Annotated in this window: 14 protein-coding genes; 3 read left to right on the top strand and 11 right to left on the bottom strand. The window is 68.4% G+C overall.

All coding sequences use genetic code 11. The annotated features are described in order from the left end of the window. Window positions 1-8: 8 nt before the first annotated feature. Both G432_RS02335 and G432_RS02340 read right to left on the bottom strand, forming a co-directional pair. Entirely contained in the window at window positions 9-1,619 is a 1,611-nt protein-coding gene (locus G432_RS02335; protein ID WP_015457206.1) for a GMC family oxidoreductase, read from the bottom strand. A 7-nt stretch (window positions 1,620-1,626) separates the two neighbouring features. Further along, entirely contained in the window at window positions 1,627-2,562 is a 936-nt protein-coding gene (locus tag G432_RS02340; protein ID WP_015457207.1) for an aldo/keto reductase, read from the bottom strand. A gap of 76 nt (window positions 2,563-2,638) precedes the next feature. Between G432_RS02340 and pncB the strand changes: the two genes are divergently transcribed. Further along, window positions 2,639-3,943, top strand: a complete 1,305-nt coding sequence (gene pncB / locus G432_RS02345) for a nicotinate phosphoribosyltransferase (protein ID WP_015457208.1) — start codon at window positions 2,639-2,641, stop codon at window positions 3,941-3,943. Between the two features lie 34 nt (window positions 3,944-3,977). On the opposite strand, the gene G432_RS02350 is transcribed toward pncB, so the two are convergent. The 9 genes from G432_RS02350 to G432_RS02390 all read right to left on the bottom strand — a co-directional run bounded on the left by G432_RS02350 (window position 3,978) and on the right by G432_RS02390 (window position 12,774). Next, a complete protein-coding gene (locus G432_RS02350) occupies window positions 3,978-4,382 on the bottom strand; it encodes a RidA family protein (protein ID WP_015457209.1) in 405 nt (134 codons plus the stop codon). 32 nt (window positions 4,383-4,414) lie between these two features. Beyond that, window positions 4,415-5,566: an epoxide hydrolase family protein gene (locus tag G432_RS02355; protein WP_015457210.1), complete on the bottom strand. Its 1,152-nt coding sequence runs from the start codon at window positions 5,564-5,566 to the stop codon at window positions 4,415-4,417. Between the two features lie 221 nt (window positions 5,567-5,787). Next, window positions 5,788-8,124 carry a xanthine dehydrogenase family protein molybdopterin-binding subunit gene (locus G432_RS02360; RefSeq protein WP_015457211.1) on the bottom strand — a complete coding sequence of 779 codons (2,337 nt, stop codon included), beginning with the start codon at window positions 8,122-8,124 and terminating at the stop codon, window positions 5,788-5,790. Then, window positions 8,121-8,612 (bottom strand): (2Fe-2S)-binding protein, encoded by a 492-nt coding sequence (locus tag G432_RS02365; protein ID WP_015457212.1) that lies wholly within the window; start codon window positions 8,610-8,612, stop codon window positions 8,121-8,123. The genes G432_RS02360 and G432_RS02365 overlap by 4 nt, the downstream gene beginning before the upstream one ends. A 5-nt stretch (window positions 8,613-8,617) precedes the next feature. Then, window positions 8,618-9,913 (bottom strand): cytochrome c, encoded by a 1,296-nt coding sequence (locus G432_RS02370; RefSeq protein WP_015457213.1) that lies wholly within the window; start codon window positions 9,911-9,913, stop codon window positions 8,618-8,620. 106 nt (window positions 9,914-10,019) lie between these two features. Next, window positions 10,020-10,694 carry a TPM domain-containing protein gene (locus G432_RS02375; RefSeq protein WP_015457214.1) on the bottom strand — a complete coding sequence of 225 codons (675 nt, stop codon included), beginning with the start codon at window positions 10,692-10,694 and terminating at the stop codon, window positions 10,020-10,022. Continuing rightward, window positions 10,694-11,491, bottom strand: a complete 798-nt coding sequence (locus tag G432_RS23100; protein WP_015457215.1) for a TPM domain-containing protein — start codon at window positions 11,489-11,491, stop codon at window positions 10,694-10,696. Before G432_RS23100 ends, G432_RS02375 begins: the two co-directional genes overlap by 1 nt. Beyond that, window positions 11,488-12,081, bottom strand: a complete 594-nt coding sequence (locus G432_RS02385; RefSeq protein WP_015457216.1) for a LemA family protein — start codon at window positions 12,079-12,081, stop codon at window positions 11,488-11,490. Before G432_RS02385 ends, G432_RS23100 begins: the two co-directional genes overlap by 4 nt. Before the next feature lie 63 nt (window positions 12,082-12,144). Beyond that, the gene (locus G432_RS02390; RefSeq protein ID WP_015457217.1) at window positions 12,145-12,774 is read right to left on the bottom strand and encodes a TetR/AcrR family transcriptional regulator; all 630 of its coding nucleotides are present in this window, start codon (window positions 12,772-12,774) and stop codon (window positions 12,145-12,147) included. 85 nt (window positions 12,775-12,859) lie between these two features. On the opposite strand from G432_RS02390, the gene G432_RS02395 reads away from it, so the two are divergent. Together G432_RS02395 and G432_RS02400 are read left to right on the top strand one after the other, a co-directional pair. Next, window positions 12,860-14,353 (top strand): FAD-binding protein, encoded by a 1,494-nt coding sequence (locus tag G432_RS02395; RefSeq protein WP_015457218.1) that lies wholly within the window; start codon window positions 12,860-12,862, stop codon window positions 14,351-14,353. Continuing rightward, a complete protein-coding gene (locus G432_RS02400; RefSeq protein ID WP_015457219.1) occupies window positions 14,350-14,868 on the top strand; it encodes a VOC family protein in 519 nt (172 codons plus the stop codon). The genes G432_RS02395 and G432_RS02400 overlap by 4 nt, the downstream gene beginning before the upstream one ends. Window positions 14,869-14,902 lie beyond the last annotated feature (34 nt).

Below are 14,902 nucleotides of genomic sequence, written 5' to 3' on the forward strand. Positions count from 1 at the left end.
CCTCCATCCTACGCCGCCTCCAGGATGCGCGGGCGCCGGCCCAGGATCATGTCCGCCGCTTTCTCGGCGATCATGATGACGGGCATGTTGGTATTGCCGCCGATGATGCGCGGCATCACCGATGCGTCCACCACCCGCAGCCCCCCGATCCCATGGACCCGCAATTCCGGGTCCACCACCGCATTGCCGTCCACACCCATCCGGCAGGTGCCGACCGAATGATAATCCGCCTCGGCATGCGCGCGGATGAAGGCGTCGAGCGCCTCGTCGTCCGCGATGCCCGGCCCCGGCGCCAGCTCCGCGCCGCGATAGGGATCGAAGGCCGGCTGGGCGAATATCTCGCGGGCGATGCGGATGCCGTGGCGCATCACCGCCCGGTCGCACGGGTCCGCCAGATAATTCTGGTCGATCGCCGCCGCCGCCATCGGATCGGCCGAGGCGAGCCGCACCGTCCCCCGGCTTTCCGGCCGCACCACGTTGATGTGCGCGGCAAAGCCATGCTCGGGCGTCAGGTCGCGCCCATTATTGGCATAAAGCGCCATGACGAAATGGAACTTGATGTCGGGTTCCGCCAGCGCCGGATCGGAACGGACGAAGGCCACCGCCTCCATCCCCGGATCGGCCAGCGGCCCCTGCCGGAACAGCATATATCGCCCCAGCGCCATCGCGCCCGACAATGGGCTGAAATATTTGAACATCGATATGGGCTGGAGGCAGCGATGCTTCACCGCCACCGCCAGATGATCCTGCAGGTTCGCGCCCACGCCCGGCAGGTCGTGCAGCACCTCCACGCCATGCCCGCGCAGATGCGCCGCCGGGCCGATGCCGGATAGCATCAGCAGTTGCGGCGAATTGATCGCGCCTGCGCTCAATATCACCTCGCGCACCGCCCTTGCCTCGCAAGGCGCGCCCTTGCGCACATAGGCCACGCCCGTTGCGCGCCGACCGTCGAACAGCAACCGCGTCGCCTGCGCGCCGGTGACGATCGTCAGGTTCCGCCGCCCGCGCGCGGGGTCCAGATAGGCGGCCGCGCTGCTCGATCGCCGCCCTCCCCCGGCCGTCACGTCGGTGGGACCGAAGCCGTCGCGGAAGGCCCCGTTGCTGTCGGGATTGTAGCGATGCCCCGCCTCCACGCCGGCCGCCACGAAGGCGCGCGCCAGCGGATGCTTCACCCCCGGCCGGCTCACCCGGATCGGCCCGTCCCCGCCATGATAGTCGTCGGCGCCGGGTTCGTAGCTTTCGGCCCGCCGGAAATAGGGCAGCACGTCGGCAAAGCCCCAGCCCGGATTGCCGGCCGCCGCCCAGCCGTCATAATCGGCCGGCGTTCCCCGGCAATAGACCATGCCGTTGATCGACGATCCGCCCCCCAGCACCCGCCCGCGCGGCAGATAGAGGCTACGATCGTCCAGATGCCGCTGCGGCACGGACATGAATCGCCATGCGTAGAGCCCCCGCATCATGATCGGCAGCAGCCCGCCCGGCGCGCGGATCAGCGGGCTCCGGTCGCGCCCGCCCGCCTCGATCAGCAGCACGCTGATGCCGGGATCGGTGGACAGGCGGTTGGCGAGCACGCAGCCCGCCGAACCGCCGCCGACGATCACATAGTCATAAGCCTGCACCGGGCGATCAGGCGGCCGCCGTCATCCGGTCGATCTCGGCCAGCTCCGTGGCCGAAAGCTTCCAGCCGGCCGCGCCTGCATTATGCGCCGCCTGCTCCGGCCGGCTGGCGCCCGCGATGATGCTGGACACGCCCGGCTGTGCCGCCAGCCAGGAGAAGGCAAGCTCGATCAGGCTATGCCCGCGCTCCACCGCGAACGCTTCCAGCCGCGCCGCCAGCTCCCATTTCGCCGGGTCCTTATAGGGATCGAAGAAGGCCGGCGCGTCCGCCAGCCGCGCACCCGCCGGAGCCGGCTGGCCGGGCTTGTATTTGCCGGTCAGCACGCCGTTCGCCAGCGGGAAATAAGGCAGCACGCCCAGCCCATGCTCGACGATCAGGTCGCCCAGCTCCGCCTCCATGCCGCGGAACAGCAGATTATATTCGTTCTGGGTGGTGGCGAACGGGGTCAGCCCGTTGTCGGCCGCGACCGTCATCGCCTCGCGCAGCATCGCACCGGTCAGGTTGGAACAGCCGATCGCCCGCACCTTGCCCTGCCGCACCAGATCGTCCAGCGCGCGCAGCGTCTCCTCGATCGGCGTCTCGGGATCGGGGAAGTGAAGCTGGTAAAGGTCGATCCAGTCGGTCTTCAGCCGCTTCAGGCTCGATTCCACCGCCTGGGCGATATAGGCCCGCGAAGCGCCCTTCTTCTTGCCTTCCTCATCCAGCGGCGATCCGAACTTGGTCGCCAGCACGATATCCTTGCGCCGCGCGCCCAGCACCTCGCCGATGAAGTCCTCGGACGGGCCGTAGCTGTCGGACGTGTCGAGGAAGTTGATGCCGTTGGCCAGCGCCGCGTCGATGATCGATCGCGATCCTTCCAGGTCCGCCTTCCAGCCGAAATTGTTGCAGCCCAGCCCCACGATCGAAACCTTGATGCCGGTCTTGCCCAGATTGCGCAGTTCCAATGCCTTTCTCCTTCTCCCGCCGCCGGCATTGCGCCGGCGTCTTGATCCCGTGGGCGGCCCGGCCATAGGATCGGCCATGGCCATCACCGATATCGCCACCCGCACCTACAACCATGGGTGGCGGCTCGATCCCATCGTCCGCAGCCTGCTCGATACCGATTTCTACAAGCTCCTGATGCTGCAGATGATCCGGCGCCTCTATCCGGACGTGCGGGCCACCTTCGCGCTCATCAACCGCAGCACGGCGGTGCGCCTGGCCGACGTGATCGACGAGGGGGAGCTTCGCGCCCAGCTCGATCATGCGCGCGGCATCCGCTTCACCCCCAAGGAACTGATCTGGCTCGCCGGCAACAGTTTCTACGGCCGCACCCAGATGTTCAGCCCGGATTTCATCGCCTGGCTCGCCGAATTCCGGCTCCCCGAATATGATCTGCGCAAGGCGGACGGGCAGTATGAGCTGCGCTTCGCCGGCCCGTGGACGCACACCAGCATGTGGGAAATCCCGGCGCTCGCCATCGTCAACGAACTCCGCTCCCGCGCGGCGCTCAAGGATCGCGGCCGCTTTGCGCTCGACGTGCTCTACGCCCGCGCCAAGGCCAAATTGTGGGGCAAGGTGGAAAGGCTGGCCGCGCTGTCCGATCTCGCCATTTCCGATTTCGGCACCCGTCGGCGCCACGGCTTCCTGTGGCAGCGCTGGTGCGTCGAGGCGCTGAAGGAAGGGCTGGGCGATCGGCTGATCGGCACCTCCAACGTGCTCATGGCCATGGACAATGATCTGGAGGCGATCGGCACCAACGCGCACGAGCTGCCGATGGTGCTCGCGGCGCTGGCCGGCACCGACGCCGGCATCGCCGCCGCGCCCTATCGCGTGCTTCGGGACTGGCGCGATCTTTATGGCGGCAATCTCCTGATCGCGCTGCCCGACGCCTTCGGCACGGCCGCCTTCCTGCGCGGCGCGCCTGACTGGCTGGCCGACTGGACCGGCTTCCGGCCCGATAGCCTGCCGCCGATCGAGGCCGGCGAGCAGATCATCCGCTGGTGGCGGGAAAAGGGCCGCGATCCGCGCGAAAAGCTGCTGATCTTCTCCGACGGCATGGACGTGGATTCGATCGAGGCCACCTATCGCCATTTCCACGGCCGCGTCCGGCTCAGCTTCGGCTGGGGCACCAACCTCACCAACGATTTCCGCGGCTGCGCGCCCTTCCCCACCACCGGGCTCGATCCGATCTCGCTGGTCTGCAAGGTGGTGGATGCCGATGGCCAGCCGGCGGTGAAGCTGTCGGACAATCCGGCCAAGGCCACCGGCGATCCTGCCGAGATCGCGCGCTACCTCCGCATCTTCGGCGATGCCGGACGCACCGAGGCCGCCGTCACCGTCTGATCGTGGAAAGGGCGGCGATCCGGCTGTCATGGGTTCAGTCGATGGCGACCACGGTGGACATTTCGATCTGCAATCCCGCCAGCGCCAGCCGCTCGACGCCGATCACCGAGGATGCGTTGGCCGGGAACGGCCCGCCGTCCAGCGCCACGTTCATCGCCTTCACGAAATCCTGGAACTTCGCATCCGTCAGCCCGACGATGTAGAAGGTCATGCTCACGATATCCGCCGTGCCCGCGCCCAGCGCGTCGAGCGCGTGGACGACATTGCCGAAGGCCGCCACCACCTGATCGTGGAAGCCATCGGCATTCAGCCTGAAATCCTTGTCCAGCGCCGTCTGGCCGGCGATGAAGGCCAGCCGCTTGCCCGCCGGCGGCACGGAAATCTGGGCAAAGCCGTCCAGCCTGAACAGGCTGTCCGGGTTGATGTGCTGAACGCTCATGCTTGGCTCCGATCGTTGGAAGGCAGGGATCGTCAGGCGCCGCGCTGCTCGCGCACGAAGGCGCGCAGATCGTCCACGAACAGCGCCGGCTGCTCCATCGCCGCGAAATGGCCGCCGCGGGGCGCATCCGTCCAGCGGACGACGTTGTAGCTTTTCTCCACCGTGCTGCGCGGAAACTGGCCCATCTCGCCCGGGAAATTGGCGATGGCGACGGGCTTTGTCACGCGCGCGCCGGCCGGCACCGGCTCGTCGAACACGCCGCGATAAAGCCAGGATGCGGTGCCGAACGTGTCCGTCACCAGATAGATCATGATGTTGTCGATGATCCGGTCGCGCGCATAGACGGACCAGAGATCGCCATCGACCAGGTCGGACCAGGTGTGGAACTTCTCCAATATCCACGCCGCCACGCCCAGCGGGCTATCGGCCATCGCATGGTCCAGCGTCACCGGCTTGGTGGACTGGATCGCCATATATCCGCCCTCGCCCCGCCATATCGCCTGCAGCCGTTTCGCCGCCTCGATCTCCTCGGGCGTTTCGGGAATGGCTGCCGGGTCGGTCCAGCCGAAGGTGAAGTTCAGGTGCACGGCGCGGCAGCCCTGCCCTTCATAGCCCAGCCAGCCGGAAACCGAGGATCCCCAGTCCCCGCCCTGCGCGATATAACCGTCATGGCCCAGTTCCTCGCGCATCAGCTTGTCAAAGGCGCGGGCGATGGTGCGCGGGCCGATCGGCCGGGCGGGCTTGCCGGAAAATCCGTATCCGATCAGCGATGGGATCACCACCGTCACCGCATCCGCCGGATCGCCGCCGAAGCGCGCCGGATCGGTCAGCGGCTCGATCACCTCCATGAATTCGACGAACGATCCCGGCCAGCCATGGGTGATGATCACCGGCGTCGGGTTCGGCCCCTTGCCCCGCACATGGATGAAGTGGACGTCATAGGCCGCGTCGCCCAGGTCGATATGCGCCCGGAAATGCGGAAAGCGATTGAGCGCCGCCTTCCGCGCGCGCCAGTCGTAGCTTTCCAGCCAATAATCCACCAGCGACCGCATCTCCCCGATGCTCGTCCCGAACGCCCAGGGATCGCCGCTGGCCGGCGTCGGCCAGTGCGCGTCGCGCAACCGGCGGTTGATCCAGTCCAGCCTTTCCTGCGGCACGGCGATGGTGAAAGGCGTCACGCTCATCAAGGCACCCCGCAGGAGTGATTTCGGGGCAGGTGGAACATCCGCCGGCCCGGAAATCGCGTTGAACATGGGCTTTGCCAAGGCTTCCTCGGTTCGATCGGAACCGGAGCGGCCTCAGGCACGGCTTCCCTGCGCCCGAAGGTTATGCCCCCGCCTTTTCCAGGCAAGCCACGATCCGGGCCATGCTTTGATGATGCCGCACGAACTGGCGGAGGCCGGTTTCAGCTCCTGGCCGCGATCGCCAGCCCCTCGCGCACGGCCTCGGGCGTGATCGGGATGTGGCGCAGCCGCACCCCCACCGCGCGGAAGATGGCGTTGCCGATCGCCGGCGCCACCACCGTCGTCGCCGGCTCGCCCAGCCCCACCGGCGCCTCGGCGCTGTCGACGAAGCTGATGTCCATCGCCGGCACGTCGCCGATGCGCAGCGGCATATAGGTGTCGAGGTTGAGGTCGCGCACCTCGCCGTTCACGAACTCGGTGCCCTCGTGCAGTGCCATGCTGAGGCCCCAGAGCGCCGCCCCCTGCGTCTGCGCCAGCGCGCCATCCGGGTCCACGATGGTGCCGGCGTCGGTCACGATCGTCAGCTTCTCCACTATCACCTTGCCCTTGGCCCGCTCCACCCGCACCCGCGCGGCGCAGGCCACCCAGGTCGGCATGTCGCGTTCCTGGCCGAAGCTGGTGGCAAGGCCCAGCCCGGTGTCGGGCGGCAGCGGCTGCCCCCACCCGGCCCGCGCGGCCGCCCGGCGCACCACCTCCGCCTGCCGCAGCGCCCCGCCGACGGAACTGGGCGCCGTGCCCGCGTTGCGGCCCTTGCCGGTCAGCAGCTTCAGCCGGAAGGCGACCGGATCGACGCGCGCCTGCAACGCCGCCTCGTCCATGAAGCTTTCCAGCGCCCAGTTGGTCCAGCCCGGCCCCACCGATCGCAACCATCCCGGCCGGAAGCTGCTGTTGGCGAGGTCGTTGGGAATGGCCCGCACCCGCTGGCGGCCGACATCATACCAATGGTCCGCCCCGGCGATCGCGAAGGGATCATATTGGCCGCCGCGCAGTCCCTTGGCCAGCAGCGCGCCCGCCATCACCTGCGTCGGCCAGCCGGCGCAGGCATGATGCTCCATCGCCTGGATCTGGCCGCTGCCGTCGAAGGCCATGCGCAGCCGCTGCACCGATGGCGACCGCACCGAATCGAAACGCACGTCGTCCTCGCGGGTCAGCACCATCTTCACCGGCCGGCCCAGCGCCTTGGCCGTCAGCGCCGCCGGCACCGCATAATCGCCGTTCAGCCGCCGGCCGAACCCGCCGCCCAGCATGTAGGTGCGCATCACGATCGATGCCTCGGGCCGGTCCAGCGCCTTGGCCAGCGTCGGCAGGATCAGCGACTGCCACTGGTTGCCGGTATGGATTTCGAACATCCCGTCCTTCTCGAACGCCAGCGCGTTCACGGGTTCGAGCTGGAAGTGCAGCACCGTCGCCGTCGTGTAGATCCGCTCCAGCGTGGTTGCCGCCGCCCAGTCGAATTCGGGCGTGCTGTCGTCGTCGGCGACGTTCAGGTCCACGCCGCCCTCGGCGCTCGCCGCCAGCTCCGCCCCGCGGTCCTGTATCTGCTTTTCGGAAACGTCATGTCCCGGCCCCGGCGTCCACCGCACCTTCACATGGCGCGATGCCTTCAGCGCCGCCTGGAACGTCTCGGCGATCACCATCACCCATCCCGGCACGGTATCGGACGGGTCGTCCAGCGCGATGCTGCGGATATATCCCTTCACCTTGCGCGCATCGCCGTCGTCGATCGAAACCACCTTCGATCCGTTGCGCGTCGGCGGCAGCAGCGGGCGCGCATGGACCATGTTGGGCACGCGCGCATCGATGCCGTAGCGCGCGGTGCCGTCGATCTTGGCGGCGATGTCCACCGCCTCGGCCGGCCGGCCGATCAGCCGCCGGTCCTTCACCGGCTTGATCGGCAGCTTCTCCAGCTCCTCGGGCGTGAAGGTGCGGGTCAGCCCGCCGCGCCGGGCGATCTCGCCGAAGCCGATGCTGCGCCCGCCCGCCACCACCGCGCCGTTGCGCGCCGCGCAGGCCGATGGCGCCACGCCCAGCAGCCGCGCGCCGCCCTCGATCAGCGCGATCCGCCCCGCCGCCCCAGCCCGGCTGAACAGCGGGAAGGTCTGCCAGACGGACCAGCTTCCCCCCGTCACCATCAACCCCCATTTGGGGTCGGTATCGACATGGACGATGCGCACCTTGCTCCAGTCCGCCTCCAGCTCGTCGGCCAGGATGCGGGCCAGCGCGGTGCCGACATGCTGGCCCATCTCCGCGCGGATGATGTTGACGGTGACGATGCCGTCATGGTCGATCCCGAACCACAGATTGGGCTCGATCAGCCCGCCGTGGGGCGCGGCGGGCACGCCGCCGGGCACGGCCGGGTCCATCGCCGCATCGACGATGCGGGCAAAGCCGAAGCTGATCCCCGCGCCGGCCGAAAGCGCCAGGAAGTTGCGCCGCGAAAGCAGCGCCGCCGGCCCGGCCCCGCCGGCTTTCGACGACGCCGCGATCGGCCGGCTCATGCCGCCGCTCCCTTCGCCTTCGCAGTCCCCTTCGTCATCGTTGCGGCGGCTTCCTTTATCGCGGCGCGGATGCGCACATAGGTCATGCAGCGGCACAGGCTGCCGGCCATCACCGCATCGATGTCGGCATCGGTGGGCGCGGGGAAATCCTTCAGCATCGCCGCCACCTGCATGATCTGGCCCGGCTGGCAATATCCGCATTGCGGCACCTGCAACGCGCGCCAGGCCTTCTGCACCGGATGCGCGCCGGCCGGGTCCAGCCCCTCGATCGTGGTGATGTCCGCGCCTTCCACCGCCGCGAGCGGGGTGATGCAGGATCGCGTCGCCCGCCCGCCGACATGGACGGTGCACGCCCCGCACATGCCGATGCCGCAGCCGAACTTGGTGCCCGTCAGCCCGATATCGTCGCGGATCGCCCACAGCAGGGCGCTATCCTCGTCGGCATCCACCGAAACCGCGCGGCCGTTGATGGTGAAGCGGGTGGTCATGCCGTCTACTCCTGCCCCGGCCCGTGCGCGCGCACCTGGGCAACCTTGCGTTCCAGGTCCAGCCACGGCCCCTTCCTCGTCCGCGTCGCGCGCAGATAGGCGGCGATCCGCGCGATGTCCGCGTCGCTGAACCGCGAAAAGGCCGGCATCACCACGCCGGGCACGCCGTCATCCGCGCCCACGCCGTGCAGGATCACCTGGATCAGGTTGGTCGGATCGCCGAGGCTGACCGCGCTGTTCAAAGCCAGCTCCGGCCGCAGCGGATTGACCGCGTCGGCGCCGTTATAATGGCAGGACGCGCAGGCCGCCGTGTAGAGCCGGGCCGCCGGATCGTAAGTGAGCCCGCTGCCCACGCTGCTCGTCGCCAGCGCCTGCTGCACGGCGGGCGCCGCTATTCCCTGGCGCTGCTCGATACCGTCGCGATCGGAGAAATAGACGGCCAGCGCGTTGATGTCGCTGCCCGGCAGCCGTTGCAGCCCCCGCACCACCGGCGCCATCGGCCCCACCGCCGTGCCGTGATAATGGCTGACACCGCTCTGCAGATAGGCGATCAGCTCGTCCCGGTCCCAGGGCACGGGCGATGGATTGCCGGCATTCAGCGGCGGCGCCACCCAATTGTCGATAAGGGCGCCGGCATAGACCAGCGGGCGCCTTTCCGCGCCCAGCATGTTGCGCGGCGTATGGCAGGCGCCGCAATGGCTCAGCCCTTCGGCCAGATAGGCGCCCCGGTTCCATTCCGCGCTCTTCGCCGCCTGCGGCTGGAACCGGCCGGGCTTGAAGAAAAGCAGCTTCCAGCCCGCCTGCAATGCCCGGATGTTGAGCGGGAACGGCACGCCATTGTCCCGCGCCGGCGCCACCACGGGCTTGCGGGTCATGAAGAAGGCGTAGAGCGCGGATATGTCCGCATCGCTCAGCTTGGTGAAATGGTCGAAGGGAAAAGCCGGGAACAGGTGCGATCCGTCCCGCGCCACGCCTTCGTGCATCGCCCGGCGGAACGCCGCCTCGGGCCATGCGCCGATCCCGGTCTCCGGGTCCGGCGTGATGTTGGTGGAATATATCGTGCCGAACGGCGTTTCCATCGGATAGCCGCCGGCATAGGCCTGCCCGCCCTTGGCGGTGTGGCAGGTGGCGCAATAGCCGGCGCTGGCCAGTATCTCCCCGCGCGCGACCAGTTCGGGGGCGAAGGCCGATGCCGGCGGCGGCTGGATCGGGGCGATAGCGGATCGCCAGGCGAATATGCCGAAACCCACCAGCCCCACGGCCAGCACGGCGGCGATCCCGATCAGGATGCGCTTCAGCAATGCACGCCCCAGATCATGAACAGCCCGCCTCCCAAGCCGCCCGAGTCGATATGTCGATAGTTTCCGCCGGCTATTCCATTACGTCCAGAAGAAGTTTTGCGGGCGCTTATACATGGATGATATGATCGGGCAGCTCGTTCGGGTCCTGCCCGGTAAAGGGGAAATGCTGGGCCAGAAGGTCCCCGATCGCGCCGATTGCTTCGACCATGCCGTCGCCCGGCCGGCCATCGCGCACCGCATCCACCAGCAGCGCCATCGCCGCGCCCCAGGCTTCGGCGGGGATGCTGGCATGGATCGCGCGATCGGAAACGATCTCCGCCTGATGCTCGTCCAGCGAAAGATATAGCAGCACGCCCGTGCGCGATGCCGTGCGCCGCTCCGCCCCCACCTTGAACAGCGTCACCGCCCGGCGGCGGACGCGGCGCATCCTGGTGGAACGCGGCACCAGCGCCAGCCTGAGCGGCATCCAGTTCAGCGCCAGCCGCGCCGCCAGGAAGATCGCCGTCAGCACCGCCAGCAGGATGGTCAGCAGCTCGCGCACCGTCCATTCGGCGTGCCAGCTGCCCGTGATCGCTTCCAGCAGCCCGATAAACGCCTGCGGGAGGGCGGCGACGGCGGCGAAGCACAGCAGCATCACCAGCAGCGACCATTGCAGCGCCGCATCATGATAGGCGTCCGACCGGCGCGCCACGATCGCGATCACCTCGCCGTCAGTGCGTTCCTCCGCCGCGACGATGGCGGCGTTCACCCGCCGATGATCCTCGGCATCCAGATGCATCATCACCAGCTTCCCGAAGCCCCGCCGCCGCCGAAGGAGCCGCCGCCGCCGGAAAATCCGCCGCCGCCACCCCAGCCGCCGCCTCCCCAGCCACCGCCGCCGCCCCAGCGGTCGTCATCGTCGTCGCCCCAGCCGCCCATGCCCGGCCCCCACAGGATGATTGGCCCGCCGCCCCGGCGATAGACGCCGCCGCGCCGCCGCGATCGCAGCGTCATCAGCATCATCCCGCCGATGATGACGATCGGGATCAGCACGGCCGGGTCGAACTGCCTTTCCTTCGCCGCTTCGGTCTTCACGATCTCCTGCGCGCGGGCGGCCGCCTCGGCATCGGGCAGCTTTATCAGGTCGATCAGCGCATCGGCGCCGGCATCGATCCCGCCCGCCATGTCGCCGTCGCGGAAACGCGGCAATATCGCGCGGCGGATGATGATGCCCGAAAGCGCGTCGGTCACGATCGGGGTCAGGCCATATCCCGCCTCGATCCGCACCTTGCGCTCGTTCGGCGCCACCAGCAGGATCAGGCCGTCATTCAGCTTGGCGGTGCCGATCCCCCAGCTCCGCCCCAGCCGATAGCCGTAATCCTCGATCGTATAGCCCTGCAGGCCCGGCACCGTCGCCACCACGAACTGCCGGCCGCTGCCCTGTTCCAGCGCGGCCAGCTTCGCGGTCAGCGCGCTTTCCTGCTCGGGCGACAGGATGTTCGCGGCGTCCACCACCCGTCCGCTCAGCGGCGGGAAGGTCTGCGCGCCCGCCGCCGTGGCGGCCAGCAGCAGCCACAGCAGGGCGATCAGGCGTGTCAAAAGGATACCGTCGGCGCCTTGTCCGATCCGGGCGTCGTCGCCTCGAAGGTCGCCATCGGCTTCGATCCGTAGATCACCTTGGCGCCCACCACGTCGGGGAAGGTGCGGATGCGGGTGTTATAGGCCTGCACCGCCGCGTTATAATCGCGCCGCGCGATGCCGATGCGGTTTTCCGTGCCCTCGATCTGCGATTGCAGCGCCAGGAAATTCTCGTTCGATTTCAACTCGGGATAGGCTTCCACCACGGTGCGGAGCTGCCCCAGCGCCTGGGTAAGCTGGTTCTGCGCGTCGCCGAACTGCTTCAGCCGCTCCGGGTTGGAAAGGTCGTCGGTGGTGATGTTGATCGACGTCGCCTTGGCGCGCGCCTCCGTCACCTGGGTCAGCACGTCCTTTTCCTGCGCGGCATAGCCCTTCACCGTCGCCACCAGGTTGGGGATCAGATCGGCCCGGCGCTGATATTCGTTCTGCACGTCGGCCCAGCGCGCCTTGGCGGCTTCCTCATCGGTGGGGATGGCGTTGATCCCGCAGGAGGGCAGCGAAAGGATGGCGATCGGCGCCAGCGCGGCAAGGGTGGTGCGGCGAAAATTCATGGTCGGTCTCTCCCCAAAGCAGCGCCCGCTATACATGATGATCGGCGGCTTGCCGATATCCGCTCATGCCCGGCCCGCGATGAACGCCTCCAGTTCCTCCACCATCAGCTCCGCATGGATTCCCGCCAGCGCCTCGCCCGTGGCAAGATCGGCGCACACCTCGTCCAGCCGGCGGAGCAGCAGGTGCGCCCGCGCCCGTTCGCGCATGTCCCCCTCCGCCGCCGCGAAGCCCGGCAGGCCGGCGCGGGCGAGCCTGTCGATGATCTGATCCCGATCGCGCAGCAGCCTTTCGCGGAAGCTCGGCTCGAACAGGCGGAGCTGCGCCACCAGCGGCGTCACATAGCCATGATCGGCATAGAGCGCGGCCAGCCGGTCCAGCCACGCCCGCAGCCCGCCCGCCGTCCGCGCATCCGCCAACGCGTCGAACAGCGCCAGCCAGTCACCCGCGATCCCGTCATAGATGGCGATCGCCAGCGCCAGCTTCGATTCGAAATGGGTGTAGAAGGTCGCCCGGCTCACGCCCGCCGCGCGGATGATGTCGTCTATCGTCGCATGCACATAAGGCGCGGCCGCGAACACCTCGCCCGCCCCCGCCAGGATCGCCGCCCGCGTCCGCCGGCGCTGCGCCTCCCCCGCCGCCGTCCGCCCCGCCGGCCGCCCTCGCCGCCTCGCGCCCTCGATCGCCCCGTCCATACCGCCCCTTCATGGCCCTTGAATTTGACTATACTAACAGTCCACCATAATTCATCCAGAACCGGGCGAGAGGGGAAGGCACGAAATGAGCACCAGCCGGCAGGGCGATCACCCGCCCCTTCTGATCGATGCCGCCACCGTATCCGACTGGTCGGCCACGGCCGATGTGGTGATCATGGGATTCGGCATGGCCGGCGCCTGCGCCGCGCTGGAAGCCCGCGCCGCCGGCGCCTCGGTCATCATCGTCGAACGCACCAGCGGCGGCACCGGCAGCACGTCCGCCGCGGCCGGGCATTTCTATCTCGGCGGCGGCACGCCCGTGCAGCAGGCCTGCGGCTTCGATGACGATCCGGCGGAAATGGCCCGTTATCTGGAGGCCGTCGCCCTCGATCCCGATCGGGAAAAGATCCGCCTCTACAGCGAAGGCAGCGTCGCCCATTTCGATTGGCTGGAGGCGCAGGGCGTTCCCTTCGATCGCAGCTATTATCCGCAGAAGAACGTCGTCCAGCCCGGCCGCGAATGCCTGATCTGGACGGGCAACGAGCAGGTCTGGCCCTATCGCGACATGGCGAAGCCCGCGCCGCGCGGCCACAAGGTCGCCTTCGAGGGCGAGGAAGGCGGCGGCGCGCTGGCGCTCCGCATCCTTTCCGAACGCGCCGAAGCTGCGGGCGCCACGGTGATGGCCGATTGCAAGGTGGAAGCCCTGATCCGCGAAGGCGATCGCATCGTCGGCGTCCAGGCCCGCCGCTTTGGCGAGCCGGTGCATGTCCGCGCCCGCCATGGCGTGGTGCTGGCCGGCGGCGGCTTCGGCCAGAACCCCGATATGGTGGCGCGGCATGTGCCGATACTGGCGTCCGCTTATGTGCAGGGCAGCCCGCATGACGATGGGCTGGCGATCCGGCTGGGGGCCGCGGCCGGCGGCACCCTCATCCACATGGACGAAGCCTTCCTCACCTCGCCCTTCTATCCGCCGGAAAACCTGCTGAAGGGCATACTCGTCAACCGCGACGGCCAGCGCTTCGTGGCCGAGGATTCCTATCACAGCCGCTCGGGCATCTTCTCCGCCCGCCAGCCGGACGGCATCGTCTATCTCGTCGTCGATGCGGCGATCTTCGGCTATCCGCATTTCGCCTCGCTCACCAACCAGCGCCTCATCGACGGCTTCGCCACCGTGGCGGAGATGGAGGCCGGGCTGGCCCTGCCCGAAGGATCGCTGCAGGCCACCATGGCCGGATATAACCGGCACGCCGCCGATGGTGCTGACCCGGATTTCCACAAGCATCCGAAATGGCTGAAGCCGCTCGACGAAGGCCCCTATGCCGCCTTCGACCTGTCGTTCGGCCGCGCCGTCTATACCGGCTTCACGCTGGGCGGGCTGCGGGTGTCCGTCGATGGCGAGGTGCTGGATGCGGCGGGCACGCCCCTCCCCGGCCTCTACGCGGCCGGCGCCTGCGCGTCGAACATCGCGCAGGACAGCAACGGCTATGCCTCCGGCACCTGCCTGGGCGAAGCATCCTTCTTCGGGCGGCGCGCCGGCGCGCATGCCGCCCGCCTTCCCGCACGAAAGGCGACTGCATGACCAAGGCCCTGTTCGGCCCGATCGACCAGATCGGCTATCTCGTCGACGATCTCGATCGCGGCATCGCCCGCTGGATCGCCCAGCTCGGCGTCGGCCCGTGGACGGTGTTCCGCAATGTCAGCCTTCAGGGCCGCTATCGCGGGGTGGAAGGCATCGTCACCATGGATGTCGCCTTATCCTATCAGGGCGATGTCCAGATCGAGCTTATCCAGGCCACCAACGCCACGCCCTCGCCCTATCGCAATGCCGATGGCACCCCGATCCTCGGCATCCACCATATCGCCTGGGTGGTGGACGATCTGGGCGATGCCGTCGCCCGCGCATCCGCCAACGGGCTCAGCACCGTGTTCGAGGCGAGCAATCCCGCCACCAATGTCGCCTATCTCGAACCCGAAGGCGAAACGGGCGTGCTCTACGAATTCATCCAGGGCCAGGGCATGCGCGAGATGATCGTCGCCGGTGCCGCCGCCGCGAGGGCGTGGGACGGCAGCAACCCGATCACAACCATCGGCTAAAGGGCTGCCGGAGCGATCCGGCGGGCCGGATTAC

Origin of the sequence: Sphingomonas sp. MM-1 (assembly GCF_000347675.2) — a bacterium.
Taxonomy (GTDB): domain Bacteria; phylum Pseudomonadota; class Alphaproteobacteria; order Sphingomonadales; family Sphingomonadaceae; genus Sphingomonas_E; species Sphingomonas_E fennica.

Coding starts and splice junctions, on each gene's coding strand:
- pncB (WP_015457208.1), top strand. CDS start 2,639: ATGGCCATCACCGATATCGCCACCCGCACCTACAACCATGGGTGGCGG.
- G432_RS02365 (WP_015457212.1), bottom strand. CDS start 8,612: ATGACCACCCGCTTCACCATCAACGGCCGCGCGGTTTCGGTGGATGCC.
- G432_RS02375 (WP_015457214.1), bottom strand. CDS start 10,694: ATGATGCATCTGGATGCCGAGGATCATCGGCGGGTGAACGCCGCCATC.
- G432_RS02360 (WP_015457211.1), bottom strand. CDS start 8,124: ATGAGCCGGCCGATCGCGGCGTCGTCGAAAGCCGGCGGGGCCGGGCCG.
- G432_RS02395 (WP_015457218.1), top strand. CDS start 12,860: ATGAGCACCAGCCGGCAGGGCGATCACCCGCCCCTTCTGATCGATGCC.
- G432_RS02355 (WP_015457210.1), bottom strand. CDS start 5,566: ATGAGCGTGACGCCTTTCACCATCGCCGTGCCGCAGGAAAGGCTGGAC.
- G432_RS02385 (WP_015457216.1), bottom strand. CDS start 12,081: ATGAATTTTCGCCGCACCACCCTTGCCGCGCTGGCGCCGATCGCCATC.
- G432_RS02390 (WP_015457217.1), bottom strand. CDS start 12,774: ATGGACGGGGCGATCGAGGGCGCGAGGCGGCGAGGGCGGCCGGCGGGG.
- G432_RS02350 (WP_015457209.1), bottom strand. CDS start 4,382: ATGAGCGTTCAGCACATCAACCCGGACAGCCTGTTCAGGCTGGACGGC.
- G432_RS02400 (WP_015457219.1), top strand. CDS start 14,350: ATGACCAAGGCCCTGTTCGGCCCGATCGACCAGATCGGCTATCTCGTC.